Origin of the sequence: Cupriavidus basilensis, from assembly GCF_008801925.2 — a bacterium.
Classification (GTDB): Bacteria; Pseudomonadota; Gammaproteobacteria; order Burkholderiales; family Burkholderiaceae; genus Cupriavidus; species Cupriavidus basilensis.
Genome location: NZ_CP062803.1, coordinates 3,380,204 through 3,406,298, shown reverse-complemented (window position 1 = coordinate 3,406,298; position 26,095 = coordinate 3,380,204). Strand labels below are relative to the sequence as shown.

General features: G+C 65.8%; 22 protein-coding genes and 1 tRNA gene. 7 read left to right on the top strand and 16 right to left on the bottom strand.

Going from position 1 to position 26,095, the window contains the following annotated elements:
- The first annotated feature begins 137 nt into the window (after positions 1-137).
- Positions 138-974 carry an META and DUF4377 domain-containing protein gene (locus tag F7R26_RS15675; RefSeq protein ID WP_150984077.1) on the top strand — a complete coding sequence of 279 codons (837 nt, stop codon included), beginning with the start codon at positions 138-140 and terminating at the stop codon, positions 972-974.
- A 104-nt stretch (positions 975-1,078) separates the two neighbouring features.
- Here the strand turns inward: F7R26_RS15675 and F7R26_RS15670 are convergent, their stop codons facing one another.
- The 6 genes from F7R26_RS15670 to F7R26_RS15645 all read right to left on the bottom strand — a co-directional run bounded on the left by F7R26_RS15670 (position 1,079) and on the right by F7R26_RS15645 (position 9,035).
- Complete coding sequence (locus F7R26_RS15670) at positions 1,079-2,569, bottom strand: TolC family outer membrane protein (RefSeq protein ID WP_150984078.1); 1,491 nt, start codon at positions 2,567-2,569, stop codon at positions 1,079-1,081.
- Between the two features lie 123 nt (positions 2,570-2,692).
- Entirely contained in the window at positions 2,693-3,016 is a 324-nt protein-coding gene (locus F7R26_RS15665; protein ID WP_043348625.1) for a rhodanese-like domain-containing protein, read from the bottom strand.
- Positions 3,017-3,030: 14 nt separating this feature from the next.
- Positions 3,031-3,684, bottom strand: coding sequence for a protein-L-isoaspartate O-methyltransferase family protein (locus tag F7R26_RS15660; RefSeq protein WP_150984079.1), 654 nt, complete (start codon positions 3,682-3,684; stop codon positions 3,031-3,033).
- Between the two features lie 222 nt (positions 3,685-3,906).
- The gene (locus tag F7R26_RS15655) at positions 3,907-7,113 is read right to left on the bottom strand and encodes an efflux RND transporter permease subunit (RefSeq protein ID WP_150984080.1); all 3,207 of its coding nucleotides are present in this window, start codon (positions 7,111-7,113) and stop codon (positions 3,907-3,909) included.
- Positions 7,114-7,122: 9 nt separating this feature from the next.
- Positions 7,123-8,247 (bottom strand): efflux RND transporter periplasmic adaptor subunit, encoded by a 1,125-nt coding sequence (locus tag F7R26_RS15650; protein ID WP_150984081.1) that lies wholly within the window; start codon positions 8,245-8,247, stop codon positions 7,123-7,125.
- The gene (locus F7R26_RS15645; RefSeq protein WP_150984082.1) at positions 8,244-9,035 is read right to left on the bottom strand and encodes a TetR/AcrR family transcriptional regulator; all 792 of its coding nucleotides are present in this window, start codon (positions 9,033-9,035) and stop codon (positions 8,244-8,246) included. Before F7R26_RS15645 ends, F7R26_RS15650 begins: the two co-directional genes overlap by 4 nt.
- A 167-nt stretch (positions 9,036-9,202) precedes the next feature.
- On the opposite strand from F7R26_RS15645, the gene F7R26_RS15640 reads away from it, so the two are divergent.
- The 3 genes from F7R26_RS15640 (at position 9,203) to F7R26_RS15630 (ending at position 11,151) form a co-directional block, all read left to right on the top strand.
- The gene (locus tag F7R26_RS15640; RefSeq protein WP_150984083.1) at positions 9,203-9,487 is read left to right on the top strand and encodes a YkgJ family cysteine cluster protein; all 285 of its coding nucleotides are present in this window, start codon (positions 9,203-9,205) and stop codon (positions 9,485-9,487) included.
- A 19-nt stretch (positions 9,488-9,506) separates the two neighbouring features.
- Complete coding sequence (locus F7R26_RS15635; RefSeq protein ID WP_150984084.1) at positions 9,507-10,067, top strand: DUF1439 domain-containing protein; 561 nt, start codon at positions 9,507-9,509, stop codon at positions 10,065-10,067.
- A 202-nt stretch (positions 10,068-10,269) separates the two neighbouring features.
- Positions 10,270-11,151: an undecaprenyl-diphosphate phosphatase gene (locus tag F7R26_RS15630; protein WP_150984085.1), complete on the top strand. Its 882-nt coding sequence runs from the start codon at positions 10,270-10,272 to the stop codon at positions 11,149-11,151.
- A gap of 107 nt (positions 11,152-11,258) precedes the next feature.
- Here F7R26_RS15630 and trmB read toward each other — a convergent pair whose 3' ends face one another.
- The 4 genes from trmB to F7R26_RS15610 all read right to left on the bottom strand — a co-directional run bounded on the left by trmB (position 11,259) and on the right by F7R26_RS15610 (position 14,995).
- Positions 11,259-12,026, bottom strand: coding sequence for a tRNA (guanosine(46)-N7)-methyltransferase TrmB (trmB, locus tag F7R26_RS15625; protein ID WP_150984086.1), 768 nt, complete (start codon positions 12,024-12,026; stop codon positions 11,259-11,261).
- A 75-nt stretch (positions 12,027-12,101) separates the two neighbouring features.
- Positions 12,102-12,176 (bottom strand) — tRNA-Gly (locus tag F7R26_RS15620).
- Between the two features lie 129 nt (positions 12,177-12,305).
- The gene (locus F7R26_RS15615) at positions 12,306-13,928 is read right to left on the bottom strand and encodes a methyl-accepting chemotaxis protein (RefSeq protein WP_150984087.1); all 1,623 of its coding nucleotides are present in this window, start codon (positions 13,926-13,928) and stop codon (positions 12,306-12,308) included.
- A 149-nt stretch (positions 13,929-14,077) separates the two neighbouring features.
- Positions 14,078-14,995, bottom strand: coding sequence for an aldose epimerase family protein (locus F7R26_RS15610; RefSeq protein ID WP_150984220.1), 918 nt, complete (start codon positions 14,993-14,995; stop codon positions 14,078-14,080).
- Between the two features lie 272 nt (positions 14,996-15,267).
- Between F7R26_RS15610 and F7R26_RS15605 the strand changes: the two genes are divergently transcribed.
- On the top strand, positions 15,268-15,753 hold the full coding sequence (locus F7R26_RS15605; RefSeq protein WP_150984088.1) for a cupin domain-containing protein: 486 nt from the start codon (positions 15,268-15,270) through the stop codon (positions 15,751-15,753).
- A 59-nt stretch (positions 15,754-15,812) separates the two neighbouring features.
- Here F7R26_RS15605 and F7R26_RS15600 read toward each other — a convergent pair whose 3' ends face one another.
- Positions 15,813-17,027, bottom strand: a complete 1,215-nt coding sequence (locus tag F7R26_RS15600) for a polyhydroxyalkanoate depolymerase (protein ID WP_150984089.1) — start codon at positions 17,025-17,027, stop codon at positions 15,813-15,815.
- A gap of 501 nt (positions 17,028-17,528) precedes the next feature.
- Between F7R26_RS15600 and F7R26_RS15595 the strand changes: the two genes are divergently transcribed.
- Positions 17,529-18,185 carry a glutathione S-transferase family protein gene (locus tag F7R26_RS15595; protein ID WP_150984090.1) on the top strand — a complete coding sequence of 219 codons (657 nt, stop codon included), beginning with the start codon at positions 17,529-17,531 and terminating at the stop codon, positions 18,183-18,185.
- A gap of 67 nt (positions 18,186-18,252) precedes the next feature.
- Here the strand turns inward: F7R26_RS15595 and F7R26_RS15590 are convergent, their stop codons facing one another.
- Both F7R26_RS15590 and ubiD read right to left on the bottom strand, forming a co-directional pair.
- Positions 18,253-20,289 carry an acetoacetate--CoA ligase gene (locus F7R26_RS15590; protein WP_150984091.1) on the bottom strand — a complete coding sequence of 679 codons (2,037 nt, stop codon included), beginning with the start codon at positions 20,287-20,289 and terminating at the stop codon, positions 18,253-18,255.
- Between the two features lie 93 nt (positions 20,290-20,382).
- Positions 20,383-21,912, bottom strand: a complete 1,530-nt coding sequence (ubiD, locus tag F7R26_RS15585; protein WP_150984092.1) for a 4-hydroxy-3-polyprenylbenzoate decarboxylase — start codon at positions 21,910-21,912, stop codon at positions 20,383-20,385.
- A gap of 632 nt (positions 21,913-22,544) precedes the next feature.
- Here ubiD and F7R26_RS15580 point away from each other — a divergent pair.
- The gene (locus F7R26_RS15580; RefSeq protein WP_150984093.1) at positions 22,545-23,612 is read left to right on the top strand and encodes a lytic transglycosylase domain-containing protein; all 1,068 of its coding nucleotides are present in this window, start codon (positions 22,545-22,547) and stop codon (positions 23,610-23,612) included.
- Positions 23,613-23,704: 92 nt separating this feature from the next.
- On the opposite strand, the gene F7R26_RS15575 is transcribed toward F7R26_RS15580, so the two are convergent.
- The 3 genes from F7R26_RS15575 to ribH form a co-directional block, all read right to left on the bottom strand.
- Positions 23,705-24,886 carry a pyridoxal phosphate-dependent aminotransferase gene (locus F7R26_RS15575; RefSeq protein WP_150984094.1) on the bottom strand — a complete coding sequence of 394 codons (1,182 nt, stop codon included), beginning with the start codon at positions 24,884-24,886 and terminating at the stop codon, positions 23,705-23,707.
- A gap of 162 nt (positions 24,887-25,048) precedes the next feature.
- Positions 25,049-25,570, bottom strand: coding sequence for a transcription antitermination factor NusB (nusB, locus tag F7R26_RS15570; RefSeq protein ID WP_150984095.1), 522 nt, complete (start codon positions 25,568-25,570; stop codon positions 25,049-25,051).
- Positions 25,563-26,066, bottom strand: a complete 504-nt coding sequence (gene ribH / locus F7R26_RS15565; protein ID WP_150984096.1) for a 6,7-dimethyl-8-ribityllumazine synthase — start codon at positions 26,064-26,066, stop codon at positions 25,563-25,565. Before ribH ends, nusB begins: the two co-directional genes overlap by 8 nt.
- Positions 26,067-26,095: the final 29 nt, after the last annotated feature.

The following is a 26,095-nucleotide window of genomic DNA, read 5'->3' as shown; positions in this document are numbered from 1 at the left end:
CCCGATGTCCCTGGTCTCCAGACGGTTGCTAAACTATCTCGCGTCAGGGCCAGACTCGCGGCCCCAAGCGGGCCTGCGAGCTGCCGCCGAGCGGCGCGGGCCGATCAAGCCGCGCGCCCCCTACCAGGAGCTTCCAGATGCAGAACATATGCCGTCTTTCACCCGCCGCGCTCACCGCGCGTGCCGCCGCAGTCGTACTGCTGGCCGCAGCCCTGGGTGCCTGTGCCACGTCGCCCGCACCGGATTCGCCGGGTGCCGGCACCAGCCTGAACCAGGCACAGACCGGCGGCCCTAGCCGCTGGGAGCTGGTGCGCTGGCAGCAGGCCGATGGCACGCTGAAATCCATTCCGCACGGCGACAATGGCCAGCCGATCATCTTTGAGTTCAATAGCGGGATCGATTCCGCGCAGGGCACGGTGAGCGGGTACAGCGGCTGCAATCGCTTTACCGGTGGCTATGGCAAGACGGCAACAGGCATGCGTTTCGACAGGCTGGCGGGAACCCGGATGGCTTGCATTGCACCGGGCGGGGAGCTGGAGAGCGCGCTGCTCAAGGCAATGCAGTTGCCCTTCACCACCGTGGGCACGCAGCCGTCGGCCGGTTCAACGGGCCGCCAGATCATCTGGAAGACCGCTGACGGGGATCTGCTGCAGTTCGTCGAGCGTGAGGGCGTGGGCCGGCGCGGCGCGAAGATGGATGCGCAGGCGGCCGCCGGCGGTGTGGAGAAGACGGTGTATGTGGATTCGCAGCGGGTGGAGTGCTCAGGCGTGGGCCGGCAGACCTGCTATCGCGTGCGCGAGAACCCGGGCGCGCCGTGGACGCTTTGGTATGGGCCGATCGAGGGGCTGGATTTCGAGCCGGGCGTGGCGTACACCTTGCGGGTGCGCGAGACGCGGGTGGAGAACCCGCCGATGGATGCGTCCGCGATTCGCTGGCAGTTGTTGAACGTGGAGTCTCGCACCCGGGCGAACTGAGCAACGCTGCGCCAGCAAGCAAAACGCCGCGGTTCAAAGCCGCGGCGTTTTTGTCTTGAGCGGATGCCGATTGCCGATTGCTGGCAGGCGCCCGGCATTCACATTCAGCTGCGCGGCGCGGGCGCTGCCGCAATCGCTTCCTTGCTGCGTGTGGCGGGGCGCTTTGCCGGCGGCGTGCCTGCCGGCGATGCCGTGCCAAGCTTGACCTTCTCCGGCAGTTTGTACATCGATCCCGGGGTTGAGGTCAGCAGGGTGTTGATCTGCACCACATCGTCCTCGGTCAACGCGCCGGTAGCGGCCTTCAGGCGCAGCCCGTTCATGATGGTGTCGTAGCGCGCCTTGGCCAGGTCGCGGCGGGTGGAGAACAACTGCGCTTCGGCGTTCAGCACGTCGATGTTGATGCGCACGCCGACTTCGTAGCCGAGCTGGTTGGATTCTACGGCGCTCTGCGCGGAATGCTCGGCGGCTTCCAGGGCCTTGACCTGGGCGAGTCCGTTGGACACGCCCGAGTAGGTTTGGCGCGCGCTCTGGGCGGCGGTGCGGCGGGCAAACTCAAGGTCACTGGCGGCCTTGTCGGCCAGCGCGGCGGTTTCACGCACGCGCGACTGGATCTGGCCACCGGTGTAGATCGGCACGCTCAGCTGCACGCCGATCTGGGCGCTGTTGTAGCGGCTGGAGATGTTGACCTGCTGCGCGGCGTTGCCGGTGGAGTTGACGAAGCCGTACGACGCGACCAGGTCGACCGAGGGCAGGTGGCCGGAACGCGCCTTGTTGTACTCGCGCTGGGCAGAGTCGAGGTTATAGCGCGCCAGGCCCACCTGTGGATTGGTGTTTTCGGCCTGGCTGGCCCAGGTGTTCACATCGGGCGGCTGCGGACCGGGCAGCGTGGCGGCGCTGCGCAATCCGAGCAGTTCGTCGACCGGCTTGCTGGTGATCTGCTGCAGGTTGGCGCGCCGGATTTCGAGGTCGCTCTGCGCCGCGATCTCGGTCGAGGTGGCGAGGTCGTAGCGGGCCTGCGCGTCGTTGGCATCGGTGATGGTGGCAGTGCCGACCTCGAAGTTGCGCTTGGCCTGTGCCAGTTGCTCGCCGATGGCTTTTTTCTGCGCGCCGGCCAGGTAGAGGTTGTCCTGCGCGGCCAGCACGTCGAAGTAGGCCTGCGAAGTGCGGGTAATCAGGTCGAGCTGCGCCTGGCTGAAGGTCACCTCGCCAGCCAGCGCGGCGAGTTCGCCCTGCTTGTAGGTTTCCCAGCGATCCCAGCGAAACAGCGGCTGTATCAGTTGCAGCGACCAGTTATTGTTGTTGATGAAGCGGTCCGACACCAAGGGCACGGTCTGGTCCACATTGGTGCGCGAGGCGTTTAGCGTGCCGCTGACCTGCGGCAGCAGGCCGGAGCGTCCCTGTGGCAGCTTTTCCAGGCTGGCCACCAGCTGCGCGCGCGCGCTGGCGAACTGCGCGTCGTTGGCCTGTGCATCGCGGTAGACCTGGAGCAGGTCAGCGCCATGCGCGGCTGGCAGATGCAGTAGCGCAAGCAGGGAACCCGTCAGTGCCAGGCGCGTCTTGGGCACGCCCCGCGCAGGGAAAAGCGCAAACCTCATGACATCTCCAGTCTGCCGGGCATCGGGCGCGCGGCTAACGTTTCTAACGATCAGCGTTCAAGGGAATTGGCGCCGCGGGAGGCCGGCGCCCTGGGGGTGATGCTTGCTGTGCTCTTGCTGTGCTCAGTACTTCGGCATGGCCGGGTCGACCTGCTCGGCCCAGGCGTGCACGCCACCGGTCAGGTTGTAGACCTTGGCAAAGCCTTGCCGCTCGAGGAAGCTTGCCACCTGCATGCTGCGCGCGCCGTGATGGCAGATGCAGACGATGTCTGCGTCTTCGTCAAGCTCGCCGGCACGTGCCGGGATCTGGCCCATCGGGATATGCGTGATGCCGGGCATGGCGCAGGTCTGCACCTCCCAGCCTTCGCGTACGTCGAGCAGCACCGGCTGCGGCCGGCTGGCATCCGCCAGCCATTGCACCAGTTCGGGTGCGTTGATTACCTGCATGTCTTGTTTCCCGCTCAGAAATGGAAGCGCGACGGCTGCTCGGCGCCCATCAGCGGCGTGACGGCGGTCTCGAACAGGTTGACAGTCTTGTACTCGTTCTCGCTCACGCGCGTGATGATCTGCGCTTCCATGGCCGGCAGCGCGCCGACGAAGGCCGCGATGCGCCCGCCGACCTTGACTTGCGACAGGATGGAGGCGGGCACCGAGGGCAACGCGCCGGAAATGCAGATCACGTCGTAGGGGGCGCTCGCAGCCCAGCCGGTGGCGGCATTGCCTTGGGCCACGTCGACATTGGTCACGCCGGCGTCGGCCAGGTTCTTGCGGGCCAGATCGGCCAGTTCCGGCAAGATGTCCACGGTCAGCACGTGGCGCGCGCGGTGGGCAAGCAGGGCAGCCATGTAGCCGGAGCCGGCGCCGATTTCCAGCACTTGTTCATGCTTGCGCACGGCCAGGTCCTGCAGGATGCGGGCTTCCACGCGCGGGGCCAGCATGTTCTGGCCGCCCGGCAGCGGGATTTCCATGTCGACGAAGGCCAGCGCGGCGTAGGCCTGCGGCACGAACTGTTCCCGCTTGACCACTGCCAGCAGGTCCAGGATTTCCTGATCCAGCACATCCCAGGGGCGGATTTGCTGTTCGATCATATTGAATCGGGCTTTCTCGAGGTCCATCTTGCCATTCCTTCCAATGCCAACCGCTAATCAGTTCAGAGTTCCGGCCGCGCGGTGCGAGGGGCCGGGGAAATCCGTCAAACCTGACATTTTAACCCCGTGCCATGACAGTTGCCCAAGCGCGTCGCCCAAGTTGTGGCCTCCATGCCGCAGTCAGGCCATGCCTGAGGCATTCCGGGCTGGTTCCAGGCCTGCCCGGGGCTTTCGGGGCGGCGGCTTGCCTCATTCCGCGCTTGCTGGCTTGTGCGCCGCCGTGTCGTCGGCTGCCGGCACGGTGGCGGGAGCCGCCTGGGCTTGCTTGCCGCGCCACTTGCGGCCCAGCCATGCGCTGAAGTCGTCGAGGTACGTATAGATCACCGGAACCACCACCAGGGTCAGGATCGACGAGGTGATGATCCCGCCGATCACCGTCTGGCCCATCGGTGCGCGTTGCTCGGCGCCTTCGCCCAGGCTGAAGGCCAGCGGCACCATGCCGAAGATCATGGCCAGCGTGGTCATCAGGATCGGCCGCAGCCGCACCCGGGCGGCGGCAACCAGCGCGGCCTCGCGCGACATCGGCGGCTGGCCGTCGGCGCCGCGCCGGGCCTGGTTGGCAAAATCCACTAGCAGGATCGCGTTCTTGGTCACCAGCCCCATCAGCATGATGAAGCCGATGATGGAGAACATGTTGAGCGTGGAGCGGAACAGCAGCAGCGCCGCGAACACGCCCACCAGCGTGAGCGGCAGCGAAGTCATGATGGCGATCGGCTGGAAGAAGCTGGCGAACTGCGAGGCCAGGATCATGTAGATGAAGATCACCGCCAGCGCCAGCGCCGACACCGCGAAGCCGAACGATTCGTTCATCGACTTGGTGGAGCCGCCGAAGCGGTACTTGTAGCCCGCCGGCCAGTTCATGCCATCCAGCGCCGCCTTGACCTCGCGTGCCACCTCGCCTTGCGAGCGCCCGGCGGTATTCGCGGTCAGCTCCACTTCGCGGGACAGGTCGCGCCGGCTGATCTGGTTGGCGCCGGTGGTCGGCACCAGCTCGGCGATCTGGCGCAGGGGCACCATGCGCGGCGAGCCGTCGGTGTTGGTCTGGTTGCTGGCGATCATCAGCGCGCTGAGATCTGCCATGCCGGTGCGGGCGTCCTTGGGCAGGCGCACGCGCACGTCGTAGTTCTGGTCGTCGGGGGCGCGCCATGAGCTGATGGCGTCGCCGGCCAGCAGCGGGCGCAGCGCGTTGCCGATCTGCACGATGCCCACGCCCAGGTCGGACGCGAGCTCGCGGCGGATGCGCACTTCCACCGTGGGGCGGTCGTCCTTCATGCTGGAGTCGAGGTCGGTCAGGCCGCGCACCGCGGCCATGCGCCGGCTGGCTTCCAGCGACAGGCGCCGCAGCGTTTCCAGGTCGTCGCCCTGGATCGACACCTGCAGTGCCTTCTGACCGCCGGCGCCATCCGGCATGCCGACCATGGTGAGCGTGATGCCGGCGATGCTGGCCATGCGCTCGCGGATCATCGGGTTCAGCTCTTTGGTGGTGAGTTTGCGCTTGCGGCGCTCGGTCAGGCGCACCGACACCAGCGCGTTGTTGCGCCCGGAGGTATTGCCCGAGTTGATGGTGGCGTAGGTGTAGGCCACCTCGGGGAAGGCCTTGAGCGCGGCTTCCACCTGCCTGACCTTGGCTTCGGTAACGGCCAGGGAGGTGCCCACCGGCGTGGTGAAGCCCACCTGGGTTTCGCCCAGGTCGGCGGCTGGTACGAATTCCGTGCCGATCAGCGGCACCAGCGCGAAGCTGCCCAAGAACGTCACCACCGCGATGATGGCGGTGGCTAGCCGGTGCTTGAGCGCCCAGCCCAGCATCGAGCCATAGCCGTGGCCCAGCGCATCCATGCGCGCCGAGAACCAGTCCAGCATGCGGCCCACGGTGCGGCCGTACAGGCTCTTTTTGTTGCCGGTGCCGTGCAGGTCGGGGTCGTGCCAGACCGAGGACAGCATCGGGTCCAGCGTGAACGAGACGAACATGGAGATCAGCACCGCCGCCACCACGGTCACGCCGAACTGGTGGAAGAAGCGGCCGATGATGCCGCCCATGAAGCCCACCGGCAGGAACACCGCCACGATGGAGAAGGTGGTGGCCAGCACCGCCAGCCCGATCTCGTTGGTGCCGTCGAGCGCTGCCGTGCGGTGGTTCTTGCCCATCAGGTTGTGTCGCACGATGTTCTCGCGCACCACGATGGCATCGTCGATCAACAGGCCCACGCACAGCGACAGCGCCATCAGCGTGATCACGTTGAGCGTGAAGCCAAACATGTACATCACGCCGAAGGTGCCGATCAGCGCAATCGGCAGGGTCAGCCCGGTGATGACCGTGCTGCGCCACGAGCCGAGGAACAGGAAGACGATGGCCACTGTCAGGAAGGCACCTTCGAGCAGCGTGGAGCGGACTTCCTTGACGCTGCTGCGGATGCCGCGCGCGGCGTCGTTGACCACGGTGAGCTGCACACCCGCAGGCACCAGCTTGCGCACCTCGTCGGTCATCTTGATCAGTCCATCGACGGTGTCGACCGTGTTCTGGCCCTGTGCCTTCACCACTGCCAGGAACAGCGCGCGCTTGCCGTCCAGCATGGCCAGGCTCTCCTGCTCCTCCTCGCCGTCGCGCACGTCGGCGACCTGCTCCAGCGTAACCGGCTGGCCGGCCCGGCGCGCCACGATGATGTGGCGGAAGGCATCCGGCGTGATGACGCGGCCCTTGATCTGCACCACCGTCTCGGTGGAGGTGGAGCGCAACTCGCCCGCGGGTAGTTCCTGGTTCTCATTGCGGATGGCATCCATCACCTGGTTCACGCCGATGCCGAGCGCCTCCAGCTGGGCGGGGCGGATACGGATCTCCACCTCGCGCTTGGTGCCGCCAACGAGGCTGATGGCGCCCACGCCGCGCACGGTTTCCAGCCGCTTGCGCACGATCTGGTCGGCGATGGTGGTCAGCTCGCGCTGCGTGCGCTCGGCCCCTGGCGCGTTCGACACGGACAGGTAGAACACCGGTGCGTCCGAAGGATCGTAGCGCAGCACGCGCGGGTCTTTCACCTCGTCGCGGAACTGCGGGCGGATCAGCGCGATCTTGTCGCGCACGTCCTGCGCGGCCTGGCCGACATCGACGGACAGGTCGAACTTGATCACCACCACCGAGGTGCCTTGGTAGGAGTGCGAGAAAATCTCGTCGATGCCCGAGATGGTGTTGACGATTTCCTCGATCTTGCGGGTAACGTCGGACTCCACCGATTCCGGCGCGGCGCCGGGATACTCGGTCTGCACCACGACGATGGGGAAGGTGATGTCCGGGAACTGGTCAACCGGCAGGCGCTGGTACGAGAACAGGCCGATCACGATGAAGGCCATCATCATCATGGTGGCCAGCACCGGGTTGTGGATGGACAGGCGGGTGAACCACATGGGGGACTCCTACGCCTTGACCAGCTTGACGCGGCTGCCCGCGCGCAGGGTGCCGAGGTTGTTGCGCACCACCTTGGCACCGGTGGCCAGGCCGCTGGTGATTTCCACCAGCCCGCTCGCATCGTCGCGGATGCCAAGCTTGACCTGGCGCTCAGCCAGCACGCCATTCTCCACGCTGTAGACGAACGCGCGCTCGCCATCGTCGCGCACCGCTGTGGCTGGCACCGCCACCACGCCGGCGTGGTGGCCGAGAACCAGCAAGCCCTGGGCGAACATGCCCGCGCGCAGACGCGCCTCGGGGTTGTCTACGCGCACATAGATCATGATGCTGCGTGTGCCTTGGCTTACCGCTGGGTTGATGCGCACCAGCTTACCCTCGAAGCGGCCACTGCCTTCCACGTCGAGCTGAACGGCCTGGCCGATGGCAACGCGAGCCACATCCGCCATGGGAATCGGCGCCTCGAGTTCCAGCGCGCGCAGGTCGACTACGTCGATCAGGCGCGTGTCCGGCGAGACCTTCTCGCCCGGCTGCACCGCGCGCGCGGCCACCAGGCCATCCAGCGGTGATTTGACGATGGTGTCGGCGAGCGCTTTTTGCGCGACTTCAAGGCCGCCCTGGGCGGCATCGAGATTGGCGTGCGCCACGTCCAGGTTGCTCTGGAAGTTGTCGAAGGCGGTCTTTGAGATAAAGCCCTTGGCCACCAGCTCGCGGTTGCGCTCGAAGGTCTGCTTGGAATTCTCATACTGGCCACGCGCGGCCAGCATCTGCCCGCGCGCCTGCGCCACCTTGGCCTGGTACTCGGTTGCATCGATGCGCACGATGACCTGGCCGGCGCGCACGGCTTCGCCCTCGCGCACCAGCACCTGCTGTACCTCGCCCGCAACCTTGGCCTTGACCGAGGCCTGGTTGAGCGCCCGCAGCCCGCCCGACAGCGGCAGCGACACGCGCAAGTCTTGCGTGGTGGCCTCGACCAGGTCGGATGGCAGGAACTCCACCAGGTCTTGCATCGCGGCAGCCGGGGCCGCGCCAGGCTTGCCATTGCTTGCCTTGCGCACGGCGGCGGCGGCGCTGAGCACGGCAACCACCGCGATGGTGGCGATCGCGGCGATCAGGATCTTCTTGCGTCGGGTCATGCGGTCTCCGGCGGCGGCGCTGGGATCTCCCGCGCGGCCTGCTGCCCCTGCGCTTGTGCCAGGGCTTCTTGTTGTATCTGTTCCCAGACGTAGGGGCCGACCTTGGGCGGCAGCGGCGTATCGCGCGCGGTGCCGGTGGTCAGGCCGAACAGCAACATCTGGAGCAGGTTGTCGAGGAACGCCTCGGGTTCGATCTCGATGCGCGACGACGCGCTGAACGCACGCTGCCACAGCATCAGGAACATCAGCGGCGCGCAGATCAGCGTTGTGGTCGGGTTGGCCGGCATGTCGCGCAACTCGCCACGCGCCACGCCGCGCTTGAGCACGCGCGCGAACAACTCATCGCCCGGCAGCACCACTTCCTCGTGGTAGAACTGGGCAATGTCAGGAAAATGGCTGGATTCGGCCATGATCAGCTTGGTCAGGCCGGCCACCGGCGTCGCCCCGACCAGGCCCCACCAGCCGCGCAGCAATTCCCTTAGCAGCTCCGGCGTCGAGCCCTGGTAGTTCTCCACCAGGTCAATGCCCCTGGCCAGCGTCGGCACCAGGTTTTCGCGCACCACCGTCTTGAACAGCTCTTCCTTATTAGCGAAGTACAGATAGACGGTGCCCTTGGACACGCCCGCGGCGGCGGCGACATCTTCCAGCCGGGTGGCCGCGTAGCCGCGTTCGACGAAGAGATCGAGCGCGGCGGCCACCAGTTCCTGTGGGCGCGCCGCCTTGCGGCGAGCCCAGCGTTTGGTGTTGGCGGATTCCGGATTCTGGCTCTGGCCTGGCGGGTTTTTCACTGGGGCGCTGTGCACCTCTGCGGGGAGCACTCCGCGTGAGCTGCCAATAAATAACTCTTGGGTCAGTAATGTAGTGGACGGGAATCCGGCGGTCAAGCGCGGGGAGGGCCATACGGCTTGGGGCACAATATGGTCTGCCGGGCGTCGTCCGCGCCTGAACCATTGCCATGTCCCCTCAGTCTGAACTTTCTTGCCGGCCCGATTGTGGCGCTTGTTGCACCGCGCCCTCCATCACCTCGCCGATTCCCGGCATGCCCGGCGGCAAGCCGGCCGGCATACCCTGCGTGCAGTTGCTGCCCGATCGGCGCTGCGCGATTTTTGGCGAGCCCACGCGGCCGGCATTTTGCGCCGGGCTCAAGCCCTCTGCCGACATGTGCGGCGAAACCCGCGGGCATGCATTGGCCTGGCTGACGCAACTCGAGGTTGCCACCGCGCCTGGCCGCGCCGCCTGAACCCGCAAGGAACAAACAGATGGTCATGATCAATCGCCGGCGCTGGCTGGCAGCAAGCGCCAGCGCCGCGCTGGCCGCGGCACTCGTGGGCTGCGCCATGATGGGCAACGACTACACCTTCTCGCAGAGCCAGCTGCAATCGGCCCTGGAGCGCAAGTTCCCGTTCAACAAGCGCTATATGGAGCTGTTCGACATCCAGCTCGCCAACCCGCAGCTCACGCTCGATCCCAGCCGCAACCGGGTGAACGTGCAGTTCGACGCGACGGTGAACAACCGCCTGTTCTCCGGCGAGCCGATGACCGGCCGCTTCGCGTTGGACAGCGGGCTGCGCTATGACCCGGCCAGCCGAGCGGTGGTGCTGCAGGACCCGCAGGTCCAGCAATTCGACGTCAAAGGCCTGCCGCCTCAACTCACGCGCCAGTTCAACGCGCTCGGCGGCATCCTTGCGGAGCAGTTGTTGCAAGGCTATCCGCTCTATACCTTCCGTCCCGACGAGCTGCGCGTCGCCGGCGCCAGTGTCGAACCCGGTACAATCACCGTTTTGCCCAACGGGATCAACGTCAAGATCAATCGGCCTTGATGACGCGCCGCGCCCAGGCATGCACCTTGTGCAGCCACTGCGGTGTCATGGTCGAGGCGGATAGTTGTGATCTCTGGCGCCTGGCGCGTGGCTGATGGCATAGGGCTGACGGTTGCCCGTTTCCCTCTTGCTTGCCTGTCCTTGGTTTTTCCTTGGATTTTCCTTCGCTCTTCCATTCAGCACTCCACACATTCCAATCAGCATGGATATTGCCCTCGCCCTGAAAGCCGTGATCCTCGGCATCGTCGAAGGACTGACCGAGTTTCTGCCCATCTCCAGCACAGGCCACCTGATCCTCGCCGGCCAGTTGCTCGACTTCAATGATGAAAAGGGCAAGATCTTCGAGATCGTGATCCAGTTCGGTGCCATCCTGGCGGTTTGCTGGGAGTTCCGCCATCGCATCGTCACCGTGGTGGGCGGACTGGCCACCGATGAAAAGGCCCGGCGTTTTGCCATCAACGTAATCGTGGCCACCGTGCCGGCGATCGTGCTGGCGCTGGTGTTCGGCAAGTGGATCAAGGCTCACCTGTTTAACCCGATCACCGTGGCCACCGCATTCATCGTTGGCGGTGTGGTGATCCTGTGGGCCGAATGGCGGGAAAGCCATCGCGGCCAGGTATCGCACCCGCAGGGCAATGCGCTGCTGGAGGCGGCCAAGGCCGGCGCGCCGCGGATCGAGTCGGTGGACGACCTGAACTGGCGCGACGCGATCAAGGTCGGGCTGGCGCAGTGTTTCGCCCTGATCCCGGGCACCTCGCGCTCCGGCGCTACCATCATCGGCGGCATGCTGTTCGGGCTGTCGCGCCAGGTAGCCACCGAGTTCTCCTTCTTCCTGGCGATCCCGGTGATCTTCGGCGCCACCGTCTACGAGCTGTATAAGTCGCGCGCGCTGCTGTCCGCCGACGACCTGGGCATCTTCGGCATCGGCTTCGTCTTCGCCTTCCTGTCCGCCTTCTTGTGCGTGCGCTGGCTGCTGCGCTTTGTCGCCACCCATGACTTCAAGCCGTTTGCCTGGTACCGGATCATTTTCGGCATCGTTGTGCTGGCGACGGCATACTCAGGGCTGATCGCCTGGCATGCCTGAAGGCGGTAGCGGTAGATAGTACGGGCGACGACTGTCGCACCATGAAAAAAGCGTGGCTCAAGGCCACGCTTTTTTCATGGTGCCGTCGTGCGGCGCGGCCTTCGCCTTCAGGCCCGCTTGCGGAACACCACGTCCCACACGCCATGACCCAGCCGCACGCCGCGGCGCTCGAACTTGGTCACCGGGCGGTAGTCCGGCCGAGGCGCAAAGCCGCCGGCGGCGTCCGAGGTGTTGGCCAGGGTGGGTTCGCCCGACAGCACTTCCACCATCTGGTGGGCATACTCTTCCCAGTCGGTCGCGCAGTGCAGGTAGCCGCCCGGCTTCAGGCGGTTGGCCAGCAGCTTGACCAGCGGCGGCTGCACCAGGCGCCGCTTGTTGTGGCGCTTCTTGTGCCACGGGTCGGGGAAGAAAATATGCACGCCGTCCAGGCAGGATTCCGTCAGCATGTGCGCGATGACCTCCACGGCGTCATGCGGCATGATCCGCACATTGCCGATCTCGCGCTCGCCCAGCAGCTTGAGCAGGGCGCCAACGCCGGGTTCATGCACCTCGCAGCCCAGGAAATTGTCCTGAGGGCGTAGTTGCGCGATATGCGCGGTGGTCTCGCCCATGCCGAACCCGATCTCGAGGATCGCTGGCGCGGCGCGGCCGAACGTCGCCTCCCAGTCGAGCGGCTGCGGTGCGTAGGGCAGGATGAAGCGCGGCCCCAGGTCATCGATGGCACGCTGCTGGCCGGTGGAGGTTCGCCCCGCGCGGCGCACGAAGGAACGGATGCGGCGCGGATGCGCCACGTCGCTGCCATCGGCAGCCTTGGCAGGCGCGTTGTCAGCGTCGTCGGCTGGCGTCGGATCGGAACTGGGGTCTTGGGGGAGCATGGCAACAAAAAAGCCGCCGGGCGATCCTGATCGGGCATGCGACCAGTGGCGAAGGCGGCTCGTCTCAATCTGATGTGGAGCGGGCGATGGGAATCGAACCCACGTCTTTAGCTTGGGAAGCTAAGGTAATGGCCATTATACGACGCCCGCAAGAAGCGCGATTCTACGCGGGATTCCGCGGCGAGCGCAAGGTGCGCGGGTGCCGGATCCTCTGAAAAGTGCACTATTTCGCGCCCCGGCGCACCGGCGGAACCGGTGCGCCGGGGCCTGCGTGGCCCCTTAGACGCCAAACGCCGGCGTGGCACCGGCGACGTTCAGGGCCCGATCCGGCTGGCCAGATCCATTCCCGCCGATCCGGAACACGGCCACCGCCGCTGACAAGCGGCGCGCCTGCTCCTCCAGGGAGCCGGCTGCCGCGGCCGCCTGCTCGACCAGCGCGGCGTTCTGCTGCGTCACTTCGTCCATCTGGGCGACGGCAACGTTGACCTGGTCGATGCCGCTGCTCTGCTCGGCCGACGCGGCGGCGATCTCGTTCATGATGTCGCTGACGCGCGCGATGGCGTTGACGATTTCCGCCATGGTCGTGCCGGAGCGCTCCACCAGCTCCGCGCCGGATTCCACGCGCGAGGTCGATGCGCCGATCAGGCCCTTGATTTCCTTGGCAGCGCCCGCGCTGCGCTGGGCGAGCGAGCGCACCTCGGTGGCGACCACGGCGAAACCACGCCCTTGCTCGCCCGCGCGAGCCGCTTCCACTGCCGCGTTCAGCGCCAGGATGTTGGTCTGGAAGGCGATGCTCTCGATCACGCCGACGATGTCCCCGATCTTGCGCGAGTCCGCGACGATGTTGTGCATGGTGCCGACCACCTGCTGCGTGAGCTCGCCGCCTTGCGCGGCCAGCCCGGATGCCCCTTGCGCCAGCTGGCTGGCCGCTTTGGCGTTCTCGGCGGTCTGCTTCACGGTGGAGGTGAGTTCTTCCATGCTGGCCGCCGTTTGCTCGAGCGAAGCCGCTTGTTCTTCCGTGCGCTGGGACAGGTCGGTGTTGCCGGCGGCGATTTCCCGTACGCCGACATTGATTGATTCGGTGCCGCTGCGCACGGTGCCGACCGTCCCGATCAGCGAGGCCTGCATCTGTTGCAGCGCGGCGCTGAGCCTGCCCATTTCGTTGTCGCTGGTGGCCACGACCTCGCCGGTCAGGTCGCCGGCCGCGATGCGGTTGAAGCGCGCGATGGCCGCATTGACCGGATCCACGATGGCGCGCATCAGTGCCGCTCGTCCTGCCCATGAGAGCAGCAGCGCGGCAACCAGGCCGATGGCCACCGCCGTACTGACCGCCTTGAAGCGGTCCTGCGCTTGCTGGTAGCGTTGCGCGCCGCGATCGAGCTGGAGCTTCTCCAGCGCCAGCATGGCCTTTTCATAGGTGCTGTAAAGCGGCGGCAGCTTGTGCGCCTGCTGCTGCAAGAACGCCGTCTTGTCGCCAGCCTTGAGCGCGGTGAGTGCAGGGTCGATGCCTTCGCTCAGGAACTTCGCGCGCTTGTCCTGCATGTCCTTGATGAGGCCTTGCTCTTCTTCGCCGTTGCCGGCGCCGCTGAGATAGTGCGCGAAGCGCTCGTTCGAGGCCTTCAGGTATTGATCAAAACGCTTGAGTACGGCGTCGGCGCCTTCCTGGTCGTTCAGGTCGGAGAGCGAGGCGTAGGTGGCCAGCGCCAGCCGCAAGCGCAGCAACTGGCCCGCGCTGCCCTCCAGGTCCGCGACCGCGGGCGTGTCGATGGTGTACATCTGTTGCAGCGAAGCATTGCCTGCGCGCATTGACAACAATCCCGCCGCGGCGCCCACCACCAATGCCAGTCCGAAAAAAACGACCATGAGGCTGAGATAGCCCCGTATGGATAGGTGCTTCAACATTGTCTTCCTCCCTTAGCGTACGCCGATCGGTTGTACGGCGGCGTCGCCTCGTGGTCGAGGCCCGCTGTGCCGAAGCGCCTCTGGGTGACGTGGGCGCTATTTCGATCAACGGCCGATTGGGGGAAAACTTGAAGGCGCGATGGCGCCCCTTATGGAGCCAACCGCAGCCGGCAGACCGCCGCTTCCTCCTGGCCCGGCGCGAGCCAGCGCAGCCCCGTGCCGTGGTGGATGGCGTTGGGCAGGCCGAGCCAGGGTTCCACGCAGTAGAAGTCGGCGTCGGCGCGCTCCGACCAGGTGGTGACGGCGAACCATGGCGTGCTGCCCGGCGTGTCCAGTTCGATTACCACTTTGCGGCCATGCGAGGCGGTGGCATCGGGCGGCGTGGCCAGCGTGCAGTGGCGCGGCGCCGCGGGCTGCGCATGCAGGACGTGAAAGGTGTCTTGCAGGCGCGGGTCGTCGAGCTGATAGGTCTCGGCGCCTTGGCCGTTCGGTGCCAGCGAGCCGTCGGGGCGCTGGCGCATCCGTTCTGCGGCCGGCATGGCCAGCGTCGAAGCGGCGCGCGCCTGGTGGGCAAGCGGGAAGTAGAAGTGGTGGCCAGCGTAGTAAGGCAGGGCCCGCTCGCCGGTATTGCGCGTGCGCAATGTGGCTTCGAGGTTGTCGTCGAGCAGCCGGTAGGTGACCTCGAACAGGAACTCGAAGGGGTAGGCCGCGCGCGTTGCGTCCGACGCTTGCAGCGTCATGGTCAGGCTGCGCCCTGCCTCAAACCGCGTGACCGCGAAGGGCAGGTCGCGCGCGAAGCCGTGGATCGGCATCGTCCGCACGGTGCCACTGGCGTCTTTCCATGCGCCGGGCGCGCTGTCGACGAAGTGCCGGGCAATGAAGGGGAACAGTATCGGGTTGCCACCACGCACGCGGGCCAGCTGGGACCAGTCGGCGTTTTCCGGCCAGTAAAGAATGTCCTCGCCGCGATGCACCCAGCGCACCAGGCGGGCGCCGAACTGCGGGGCGAGCAGCATGAAACTGGAATCGTCTCCGACCCGGATCAGTTCCTGGCCTTGGAAATGCATAGAATTGAGAGGCAGCATGCAAGTTGCGGCGGGAGTGGGCATCGCTGCATGATAGCCGTCAACGCGCCTTGCCGCGGCACCTGTCCGGTGCTCGGCTGCGCCCCCGACGGGTGCACAGGCGTCAGGCGTTCATCGGATACGTGCTTTTCGCAGCGTCGGTGCGCCACATCCGGAGCGGTTCTCGCCGCTTTCGGCGCTGCGTGGGCACGCGGCCGCTGGCGTGAATGTTGCGTCGCAGCGCAGAGCGTTTCCCTCAGCGAAAGGAGCTTGTCATGGCCGAGTCCCTCAGCAAGTCCAGCGCGTCCGTCGGCGATGCCGCCACGGATGCCTCTCCCACGAAGTTCTCCCACGTGCGCCCGCAAGACACGGCCTTCGTCGACCAGGGTTTGCGCGATTTCTTCCTGTATCGCGACCTGGGCATTGCCGAGGCCACCGGCGGCAAGCTGCTGGTGCAGCTGGTCAAGGCCAACCTGCCGCCCGAGCAAGGCACCGGCTGGCACCGGCATGAGGCGCAGTTCCATGTGGTACTGATGCTCAAGGGCTGGGCGCGCTTCATGTATGAGGACAAGGAGACACTGGTGGCGGCTGGCGATTGTGTGCACCAGCGCCCCGGCATCACGCATTTTCTGTTCGACTACTCGCCGGACATGGAGTACCTGGAAATCGTGGGGCCGGCGGATTTTGGCACCGTCGATGTCGAGGGCCCATGCGCGGTGCCGGCGGTGACGCCGTGGCCGGCCGGCCAAAACGCCGCCTAGGCGCCTGGCTACCTGGCCGCCCCGCGCGGCCTTATGCGTTCAACCTCACGCGCTTAACTTCACGCGTTCATATGGACGGCGTTGCGCACTAGCGGATAGACCTGCGAATCCCAGCGCTTGCCATTGAAGACGCCGTAATGCCCCACGCCGGTTTGCACGTGGTGCATGCGCATATAGGGCCGCAGGCTGCCGCACAGTTCCTGCGCGGCCATGGTCTGCCCGATGGCGCAGATATCGTCGCGCTCGCCCTCCACCGTGAGCAGCGCCGTGCGGTGGATCGCGTGCGGGTTCACGCGGCGCCCGCCTACGTCCAGCAGGCCTTGCGCCAGCAGGAAGTCCTGGAACACCATGCTCACGGTTTCGAGATAGAACTCCGCGCTCAGGTCCATGGTGGCGAAGTATTCCTCGTAGAACACCTGGATCGCATCCGCGCGATCATGCTGGCCGCTGGCACGCAGATCGTAGAGGTCGCGGAAAGCCTGCTGGTGGCGCTCGCTGTTCATGCTCATGAAGGCGATCAGCTGCATGAAGCCGGGGTAGACGCGGCGCATCGCGCCGGCAAAGCGAAACGGCACGTAGCTGGTGAGCGAGCGCTCGAACCATTCGATGGGCTGGCTGGTGGCAAGCTCATTGACCTTGGTCGGGTTGATGCGCGCGTCGATGGGGCCGGCCATCAGGATCAGGCTCGGCGGCTGCGCCGGATCGCTATCTTCCGCCATCAACGCCACGGCGGCGAGCGCCGCCACGGTGGGCTGGCACACCGCCATCAGGTGCGTGCCGCCGCCCAGCGCGCGCAGGAAGTCGATCAAGTGGTAGACGTACTCGTCAAAGCCAAAGCGGCCGTGCGCCAGCGAGATGTCGCGTGGGTTGTGCCAGTCGGTGATGTAGACATCGTGATCACGCAGCATGGTCTGCACGGTGCCCCGCAGCAACGTGGCAAAGTGGCCCGACATCGGCGCAACCAGCAGCACGCGCGGGTGGCCAGAGACGCCGTGCTTGCGAAAGTGCAGCAGCGAGCAGAACGGCGTGCTCGCGGTCACTTCCTCCGTAACCTGTATCGGTGTGCCGTTCACCATGACGCTGTCGATGGCGAACGGCGGGCGATGGTGCGTCAGGCGGCTCAGTGCGAGCACCTCGCAGGCCGCGCGCGTGGCAAGCATCGGCTCGCATCCTGCCAGGCGCGGATTTTCTGCAAGCGTGTTCGACACCATGTCGGCCAGGCTGCAGGCGGGCTGCATGAGATCCGCATAAGTCTGGTACACCTGATACAGCATGGCTCGCCCCTTTTATGCGTTGACCTCATCAGCCGCAATATGCGTGCCACGGCGAATCGCCTTGGCATGAGGCTTGCGGGCCTGCCCGTATGGCGGAACGGGGTGACCTGTTCCGGTTCGTATGCGGCGCAGGCGCCGCGCACGAACGACGCGCGCGGATCTTCGCCAGTACATCTGCTTCATGCTGGTGCTGCGCGGCGCACCGTGCCGGTGCCGACGTGGCCACAGCATGTTTGAGCGTGAAACCGCATATCCGATGCGTGCCTGCTTCAGGTGCGACGCATGCTCTTGCGCCGCATCAAGCTAACCGCAAGGCAAGCACAAGCTGCACCAATGTCCCCGCCATGATGTAGTACAAATTCATAGTAGAAGCAGCGAGCGCAATGCGCACAACGGATAGCGCGACACTGCAGCGAGAGACACGGGCGCACCGTCTGCTGGCACACAGACGACGGAAATCGCCCGCCATGCAACGGCTTTTCCAGGTGGCAAGGAGGCGGGATGGCAAGGACGACACTCACCATCAGCAGTAAGACGTATTCATCGTGGTCGCTGCGTGGCTGGCTGCTGGTGCGCTTCGCGGGGCTGGAATTCGAGGAGGTGCTGGTGCCCCCCGATGATGCCGCGGCGCGCGCGGAAATCCTGCTGCTGTCGCCTTCCATTCTCGTTCCCCGCCTGCTGCACCAGGGGGTGACCGTGTGGGATACGCTGGCTATCGCCGAGTATCTCAACGAGGTCCGCCCGAAGGCCGGCCTGCTGCCCGATGACCGTGCCGCACGCGCGCATTGCCGCGCCATCAGCGGCGAGATGCATTCGGGCTTTGCTGCCATGCGCGCGGCGTTGCCCATGAACTTGAAGGGGCACTTTCCTGGTTTCAAGGTGTGGTCGCGCGCGCAGGCCGATATCGACCGCATCACACAGATCTGGACCGAGTGCCTGACGCAATACGGCGGCCCGTACCTGTTTGGCGAGACGCGCACCATGGCCGATGCGATGTACGCGCCGGTGGTGACGCGCTTCGTGACCTACGGCGTGATGCTGGATCCGGCGCCGGTGGAGTACTGCAAGCAGATCCTCGCCATGCCGGAGCTGCAGGAATGGATCGTCGCGGCGAAGAAGGAACCCGACGAAATCAGCGAGCTGGAAGTGGAGTTCTGATCGTCCTGCCAGGAGAAAGAAGAGGGCGCATCGCGGCGTTCAAGGCTGCGGTGCGCCCTTTCTCCTTTCACGCCGGCGCGGACTCGCTGGCGCGCGCCGCGATAAATCGCTCGGCGTAGGCGAAATACCAGTCCAGCGTTTCCGGGTTGGCCATGGCGTCGCGGTTGGCAATCTTGCCGGGCGCATGGCCCAGCAGCAGCTTCTTGATGGGCACTTCCATCTTCTTGCCTGACAGCGTGCGCGGCACGCCGGGCACCTGCAGGATCTCGTTGGGCACGTGGCGTGAGGACAGTGCGCTGCGGATGCGCGCGCGCATGGTGTCGCGCAATGCATCGTCCAGCACCATGCCCTCGCGCAGCACCACGAACAGCGGCATATACGAGTCACGCCCCAGGTATTCGAGGTCCACCACCATGCTGTCGAGCACTTCCGGCAGGTCCTCCACCACGCGATACAACTCGCTGGTGCCCATGCGGATGCCGTGCCGGTTGATGGTCGCGTCCGAGCGGCCATAGATGATGGCGCCGCCGTGCGCGGTGATCTTGATCCAGTCACCGTGACGCCACACGCCGGGATAGGTGTCGAAGTAGCTGTCGCGGTAACGCTGCCCGTTGGTGTCGCCCCATAAGAACAGCGGCATCGACGGCATCGGCGCCGTGCAGACCAGCTCGCCCACCTCACCCACCAGCGCATTGCCCGCCTCGTCGAAGGCCTCGACTTTGGCGCCCAGGCAGCGGCACTGCATCTCGCCCGAGTAGACCGGCAGGATCGGGCAGCCTGCCACGAACGAGCCGGCGAAGTCGGTGCCGCCGCTCATCGGCGCAAGCCAGATGTCCGCGCCCACGTGGCGGTAGATCCAGTCATAGGCCTCGGCTGGCAGCGGCGAGCCGGTCGAGCCGAGCGCGCGCAGCCGGGAAAGGTCGGCCACGCGCGCGGGCTCGATCCCGGCCTTCATGCCGGCCGTGAAGAACGCCGCGCCCGCGCCAAAGGCGGTGACGCGCGCGGCATCCACGAAGCGCCACAACACGCCGGCGTCGGGCCAGGCGGGATTGCCGTCGTAGAGCGCGATGGTGCTGCCCAGCAGCAGCCCCGCGATCTGCGCGTTCCACATGATCCAGCCACTGCTGCTGTACCAGTGGAAGACGTCGTCCGGCCCGAGGTTGTTGTGAAACGCCATCAGCTTGAGCTGCTCGATGACGATGCCGCCGTGGCCGTGCACGATGGGCTTGGGCATGCCGGTGGTGCCGGAGGAGTAGACGATCCACAGTGGGTGATCGAAGGGCACGGATTCGATCGCCAGCGGTACGCGATGCGCCAGCACCGCCTGCCAGGCGTGGCGGCGCACGTTGGCGGGAAGCGGGATGGCGTCGGGGGCGGCATGCGCATCGGTGTGCTCGCCCGGCACCAGTACCAGGTCGGTGAGCGAGGGCAGGGCGGCGGCCAGGTCGGCCAGTACTGGCGCCCGATCATAGGCCTTGCCGCCATAACGGTAACCATCGACGGCGATCAGCACCTTGGGTTCGATCTGGCGGAAACGGTCGCTTACCGCCACCTGGCCCATGTCTGGCGCGCAGCCCGACCAGATTGCGCCAAGGCTGGCGGTGGCCAGGAAGGCGACGACCGTGGCGGGGATGTTCGGCAGGTAGCCCGCCACGCGATCGCCGCGCGCCACGCCCATGCCGCGCAAGGCGTGGGCCAGCGAGGCAACCTGCTGCTCCAGCCCATCCCAGCTCAGGTCGGTGACCGCGATGGATTCACCGGCGTAGCGGATGGCCGTGCGCTGGCGCGCGGCGCCGCTGCCGGCATGGCGGAACACCTGTTGCACGTAGTTCAGGCTGGCGCCTTCGAACCAGCGTGCGCCGGGCATCTGCGCGCTGCCGAGCACGCGCTCGGCAGGGGTATCGAAGCGCAGGTCGAAATAGGCGCGGATGGCGTCCCAGAAGGCTTCCAGGTCGGTCACCGACCATTGCCACAGTGCGCCGTAGTCGGCAAAGGCGAGGCCGCGCTCGCTCTCCAGCCAGCGCATGAAGTGCGCAATGCGGCTGCCGTCGCGGAACGCTTGCGACGGCGTCCATCTCAGTTGCCCTTCTTCAAGGGTAGTCATGTCTCCTCCTCGGGTCCGTCTCGCGCGGACGTGCGGATGGGTTGCGATACGGTTTTGGTGTGATCTTACATGCCGCCCGCCATCACGCTTCCATCACGCTTTGGCGCGGGCCTCGAACAAGGCGTCCCACATGCCGTCGACCCGGGCCTTGACCCCGGCATCCATCTGGATCGGACGGCCCCATTCGCGGGTGGTCTCGCCGGGCCATTTATCGGTGGCATCGATGCCCATCTTCGAGCCCAGCCCTGATACCGGCGAGGCAAAGTCGAGGTAGTCGATCGGCGTGTTCTCCACCAGCACGGTGTCGCGCGCGGGATCGACGCGGGTGGTGATGGCCCAGATCACTTCCTTCCAGTCGCGCACGTCGACGTCGTCGTCCACCACCACGATGAACTTCGTATACATGAACTGGCGCAGGAAGCTCCAGACGCCGAACATCACGCGTTTGGCGTGGCCAGCGTACTGCTTCTTCATGCGCACCACGGCCATGCGGTAGCTGCAGCCCTCCGGCGGCAGGTAGAAGTCGGTGATCTCCGGGAACTGCTTTTGCAGCAGCGGCACGAACACTTCATTGAGCGCCACGCCAAGCACCGCGGGCTCGTCGGGCGGCTTGCCGGTATAGGTGGAGTGGTAGATCGGATCGCGCCGCATGGTGATGCGGTCGATGGTGAAAACAGGGAACCAGTCCTGCTCGTTGTAATAGCCGGTGTGGTCGCCGTACGGGCCTTCCAGCGCATGCTGGTAGCCGGATGGGTGATCCGGGTCGGGCTGGATGTGGCCTTCCAGCACGATCTCGGCCGAGGCCGGCACGCTCAGTTCGGACAGCGTCGGCGTGATGCAGCCGGCTAGCGCGGTGCGGCTGCCGCGCAGCAGGCCCGCAAATTGGTATTCGGACAAGGTGTCGGGCACCGGCGTGACGGCGCCGAGGATGGTGGCGGGGTCCGCGCCCAGCGCCACTGCGATCGGAAACGGCTTGCCGGGGTTGGCCAGCGCATGCTCGCGGAAATCCAGCGCGCCGCCGCGATGCGCCAGCCAGCGCATGATGACCTGGTTGCGGCTGATCACCTGCTGGCGGTAGATGCCAAGGTTCTGGCGTTTCTTGTGCGGACCCTTGGTGATCACCAGGCCCCAGGTGATCAGCGGCGCCGCGTCTTCCGGCCAGCACGTCTGGATCGGCAGGCGTGCCAGATCCACGTCGTTGCCTTCCCACACCACCTCCTGGCAGGCCGGACTGCTGACGCGCTTGGGCGCCATGTCCCACACCGATTTGACGAGGGTGAACAGCTTGCCGGCTTCGCGCAAGCCACGGGGTGGCTCGGGTTCCTTGAGTGCCGACAGAACGCGGCCGATGTCGCGCAGGTCGGCCAGGCTTTCCGCCCCCATGCCGAGGGCTACCCTGCGTGTCGTGCCGAACAGATTGGCCAGTACGGGCACGCTATAAGTCTGGCCAGGCCGATGGGGATCGCTCGGGTTTTCGAACACGACTGCCGGTCCGCCCGCTCTCAACAGCCTGTCGCAAATTTCTGTCATTTCGAGGTTGGGCGACACCGGCGCACCGATCCGTTTCAGTTCGCCAAGGCCTTCCAGTTGGCCCAGGAAATCGCGCAAGTCGTTGTATTTCATGATTTATTCGATTGAGGCGCAGGCACGTTAACGCACCCGTCCATGCAAGTTGTGTGATGCAATATTCACATTAATGTGATGGGGCACAAAAAAATCGCCCCAATTTGTATGTCCAAATTGTAAATTTTTTGACTCTGCCGCGGTCGGCAAGGATGGCCTCCATGCTTTGCCAGTACTGAGTTTCAACCAATGGCGGGGGCACGGAAGTGCATCAAAGACCCTTGTTACATATAACCAAAAGCTTTGTTTATCTGAAACGTTATTCTTGACGATGTATAAAAGGGTTCCTACAATCCGGTTCTGCTCGTTGGAGTGTTGCGGTGCAGCACATTTTCTTCCGCCCTGTCAAGGGCATTAGTGGGGAATTATCCATATCTGATCATATGAGCGGATGCGTCTGAGCAGGACGGATTCGATCGATCGCCCCGGCCGTGGCCGGGTGCTTTGAGTAGTTCGCGGCAGGGCAGGCTCCCCCAAGAGCCTACCCTGTTTCTCGTTGGGCGCATGGGGAGCGCCCACCAACAGGTGCTGGACGTCTTTGCTAGGCGGCGCGGCATCCTTACTTGAATACGCGGTCAACGGGCGTGCGGCGCAGCAGCGTGGCACGCAGCGGACAGCGGATGGAGGTAAGTATGAGTGGTTGGAAAACCCTTCATCTTCCCGGAGTCGGACGGGCATTGCAGGTCCGTTTCAGACAACCGGTACCCGGAGTGAGTCGGGCATTGCAGGTCCGCCTTGCGCATCCGGTCGCTGGCCGCGCTTTACGCAGCGGTCGCGCAACATTGAAATATGCCCTGAACAGTCTCGGGGTTGTGTCTGTAGTCGCTGCGGTATCGCTGTCTGTCAGCCAGGAATGGCGTACGGCCCTGGCCGGTGCGCTGGCTGGCGAGGAAGCGCCTGCGGTATTGATGGAAGCGGCAGTGCCAGCCTCCACGGCCGATGTGGCCGCGGCCAAGCTGGGCCTGACGATGGCGCAGGCCAAGCCGGCAGGATTGCCGACCGTGTCCGGCACGGACGACTGGGGCCAGCAGCCCGCGGGTAAGGTGCCCTCCGTGGCTCATCTTGCCGCGCAGATCCCGGCACAGCGCGTGGCGCTGGACGCACGTAACCCGGCCACGCTGGGCAGCGCGCGTGAGCAGGCTGTGGTGGCTGAGTACATCGCGCGCAAGTATCGCGTGGCGGCGCAGGCCACCGCGCAACTGGTCAAGGCCGCATACCTGACGGGGCGCGAGGTCGGCATCGATCCGCTGCTGATCCTGGGCGTGATCGCGATCGAGTCCAGCTTCAATCCGTACGCGGAGAGCGGCGTGGGCGCGCAGGGCCTGATGCAGGTGATGACCAAGGTCCATCAGGACAAGTACGAGGCCGTGGGCGGCGTGGCAGCCGCGCTGAACCCGTACGCCAACATCAAGATCGGTGCGCTGGTGCTCAAGGACTGCATCGCCCGCGCCGGTTCGCTGGAAGGCGGCCTGAAGTATTACGTGGGTGCGGCGACCACCAACACCGATGGCGGCTATGGCGCCAAGGTGCTGGCAGAGCGTGCCCGCCTGCGCCAACTGCCGGGCGTGCACAGCGTCGCGGCTGAGCCGGTTTCGGCCAAGCCGGAAGTGGCGGTGGACGCCAAGGCACAGGCCGAGCGCCATCACGGCACGGCTGGCGACAAGCTGGAAGCGGCAGGCAACGTTCCGAAAAGCGCCTGATCCCGGGATCCTCGTATCTCCTCGGCAGCGCCGAAAAAAAGCACCCCTGGGGGTGCTTTTTTTCGTTGCATTGACCGCGCTCTGGCCGGCGTTCAGGCGAAGAACTTGCCCAGGCGCGCCATGGCCTCCTCGATGTTCTCCATCGAGGTTGCGTAGGAGATCCGGATATAGTCGCTCGCCGTGTATGGACCGAAGTCCTGGCCCGGCACCAGCACCACACCGGCATCGTGCAACATGGCCTGGGTCAGGGCATCGGCATCGCCGGCGGACGGGTGGTTGACGCCACGGCAGTCCGCATACACATAGAAGGCGCCATCCGGCTTGACCGGCACCCGCAGGCCCAGCGACTCCAGCGCCGGCACGATGGCATCGCGGCGACGATGGAATTCCGCCTTGCGCGCGTCGTAGATCGCCAGCGCCTCGGGGGAGAAGCAGGCCAGCGCGGCGTGCTGGGCGACGGCCGATGCGCAGATGAACAGGTTCTGCGCCACCTTCTCGAAGGCGCCTACCAGTTCGTCCGGAACCACTAGCCACCCCAGGCGCCAGCCGGTCATATTGAAGTACTTGGAGAAGCTGTTGACGGTGATCACGTCGTCGTCGAGGCTCAGCGCTGATACCGGCGGTGCATCGTACGACAGCCCCTGGTAGATCTCGTCGACGATGGCAAAGCCCTGGCGGGCCCGCACGGCCTTCAGGATGCGCGCCAGTTCGTCCGGCAGGATCGAGGTGCCGGTGGGATTGGAGGGCGACGCCAGCAGCACGCCGCGGGTCTGCTCGCCCCAATGTGTTTCCACCTGCTCCGCCGTGAGCTGGAAACGCTGGGCCGGGCCGCTCGGGATCATCTTCGCGCGGCCATCGAAGGCGGCAACAAAATGCCGGTTGCAGGGGTAGCTGGGGTCAGGCATCAGCACCTCCGCGCCAATCTCCACCAGCACGGCGCAGGCCAGCAGCAACGCGGCCGAGGCGCCGGCGGTTACCACCACGCGGCGCGCAGGGATATCGATCCCGTACATGGTCTTGTAATAGCCGGCGATGGCCTCGCGCAGCGGCGCGATGCCCAGCGCGCCGGTGTACTGGGTGACGCCGCGGCGCATGGCGGCCTCGGCGGCCCGCACCACGGGCTCGGCGGCGGTGAAATCGGGCTCGCCGATCCCCATGTGGATGATGTGGCGCCCGGCACGCTCGAGTTCGGCGGCCTGCTTGGCCAGCTCCATCACGTGGAAGGCATCGATATGGGCAAGACGGGAGGCAGTGGCGAGGCGCTGCAGATCCATGGTGGGATAGGCTTGGTGGGCCTGATAGGCGGGTTGATCGGGGTCACGCTGCAGTTAAGCCGCAGTTAGGTGGGCGTTGGCTGCGGTAGAAGTAAAAACACCCGCCGGAGCGGGTGTCGGTACGGCAAGCAATGCACCGTGAACGGCGCCGGTTGCCGTCGTTCAGCGTCGGGCGGCCAGTTCCGGCGCGCGCACCTTGGCGGCCAGCTTGTCCAGCACGCCATTGACGTACTTGTAGCCTTCGACGCCGCCGAAGGTCTTGGTCAGTTCCACGGCTTCGTTGATGACAACCTTGTACGGGATGTCCACGCAGTGGATCAGCTCGTAGCTGCCGATCAGCAGGGCCGCGCGCTCGACCGGCGACAACTCGCTAACCGGGCGGTCCAGGAATGGCTCGAAGGCACCCGTCAGCCGGGTTTCTTCGCGGATCGCGCCATTGAGCAGTGCATCGAAGTGCTCGCGGTCAGCTTTGTTGAAGCCTTGGGCGTCGTGCAGGTGCGCCTGGATCGCATCGGTATCGTTGCGGTTCAGCAGCCACTGGTACAGGCCCTGCAGCGCGAGTTCGCGCGAGCGGCGGCGCGCGCTCTTGGGCGCTGCCTTGGGCTCGGCCTTGGCGACGGGCTTCGCGCCGGCGTCGTCCGCCGGCTTGCCGGCGGGGTTGCTGCTCTCGGGCGCGTCACTCATCGTCGTCCTCGTCTTCATCCGCTTCCTGGCTGCGCAGCGAATCCAGCGCGGAGACCAGGTTGGCCATTTCCACCGCGGCGCGAGCGCAGTCGCGGCCTTTCTCGCGGGTACGGGCATGGGCCTGGGCGTCGGTGTCGACGGTCAGGATGCCGTTGGCGATGGGCACATTGAAGTCCAGGCCGACGCGGCTGATGCCGGCGCCCGATTCATTCGACACCAGCTCGAAGTGATAGGTCTCGCCGCGCACGACCGCGCCCAGCGCGACCAGCGCATCGAACTGGCCGCTTTCAGCCATTTTTTGCAATGCCAGCGGGATTTCGAGCGCGCCCGGCACGGTCACCACCAGGGTGTCCTCGCCTTCGATGCCCAGCTTTTCCAGTTCGGCGACGCAGGCTTCGAGCAGTTCGGCGCAAACCGGTTCGTTGAAGCGCGCTTGCACGATGCCGATGCGCAGGCCTTCACCTTCGAGGTTGCTGGGGTAGAAACCGTGATCCATCTTATCTTCTCCTGGGTTCGGGGTGGCGG

Bases quoted from the DNA above. Each gene is read 5' to 3' on its own strand.
- F7R26_RS15675 (WP_150984077.1), top strand. From the start codon at position 138: ATGCAGAACATATGCCGTCTTTCACCCGCCGCGCTCACCGCGCGTGCC.
- F7R26_RS15670 (WP_150984078.1), bottom strand. From the start codon at position 2,569: ATGAGGTTTGCGCTTTTCCCTGCGCGGGGCGTGCCCAAGACGCGCCTG.
- F7R26_RS15665 (WP_043348625.1), bottom strand. From the start codon at position 3,016: ATGCAGGTAATCAACGCACCCGAACTGGTGCAATGGCTGGCGGATGCC.
- F7R26_RS15660 (WP_150984079.1), bottom strand. From the start codon at position 3,684: ATGGACCTCGAGAAAGCCCGATTCAATATGATCGAACAGCAAATCCGC.
- F7R26_RS15655 (WP_150984080.1), bottom strand. From the start codon at position 7,113: ATGTGGTTCACCCGCCTGTCCATCCACAACCCGGTGCTGGCCACCATG.
- F7R26_RS15650 (WP_150984081.1), bottom strand. From the start codon at position 8,247: ATGACCCGACGCAAGAAGATCCTGATCGCCGCGATCGCCACCATCGCG.
- F7R26_RS15640 (WP_150984083.1), top strand. From the start codon at position 9,203: ATGTCCCCTCAGTCTGAACTTTCTTGCCGGCCCGATTGTGGCGCTTGT.
- F7R26_RS15635 (WP_150984084.1), top strand. From the start codon at position 9,507: ATGGTCATGATCAATCGCCGGCGCTGGCTGGCAGCAAGCGCCAGCGCC.
- F7R26_RS15630 (WP_150984085.1), top strand. From the start codon at position 10,270: ATGGATATTGCCCTCGCCCTGAAAGCCGTGATCCTCGGCATCGTCGAA.
- trmB (WP_150984086.1), bottom strand. From the start codon at position 12,026: ATGCTCCCCCAAGACCCCAGTTCCGATCCGACGCCAGCCGACGACGCT.
- F7R26_RS15615 (WP_150984087.1), bottom strand. From the start codon at position 13,928: ATGTTGAAGCACCTATCCATACGGGGCTATCTCAGCCTCATGGTCGTT.
- F7R26_RS15610 (WP_150984220.1), bottom strand. From the start codon at position 14,995: ATGCATTTCCAAGGCCAGGAACTGATCCGGGTCGGAGACGATTCCAGT.
- F7R26_RS15605 (WP_150984088.1), top strand. From the start codon at position 15,268: ATGGCCGAGTCCCTCAGCAAGTCCAGCGCGTCCGTCGGCGATGCCGCC.
- F7R26_RS15600 (WP_150984089.1), bottom strand. From the start codon at position 17,027: ATGCTGTATCAGGTGTACCAGACTTATGCGGATCTCATGCAGCCCGCC.
- F7R26_RS15595 (WP_150984090.1), top strand. From the start codon at position 17,529: ATGGCAAGGACGACACTCACCATCAGCAGTAAGACGTATTCATCGTGG.
- F7R26_RS15590 (WP_150984091.1), bottom strand. From the start codon at position 20,289: ATGACTACCCTTGAAGAAGGGCAACTGAGATGGACGCCGTCGCAAGCG.
- ubiD (WP_150984092.1), bottom strand. From the start codon at position 21,912: ATGAAATACAACGACTTGCGCGATTTCCTGGGCCAACTGGAAGGCCTT.
- F7R26_RS15580 (WP_150984093.1), top strand. From the start codon at position 22,545: ATGAGTGGTTGGAAAACCCTTCATCTTCCCGGAGTCGGACGGGCATTG.
- F7R26_RS15575 (WP_150984094.1), bottom strand. From the start codon at position 24,886: ATGGATCTGCAGCGCCTCGCCACTGCCTCCCGTCTTGCCCATATCGAT.
- nusB (WP_150984095.1), bottom strand. From the start codon at position 25,570: ATGAGTGACGCGCCCGAGAGCAGCAACCCCGCCGGCAAGCCGGCGGAC.
- ribH (WP_150984096.1), bottom strand. From the start codon at position 26,066: ATGGATCACGGTTTCTACCCCAGCAACCTCGAAGGTGAAGGCCTGCGC.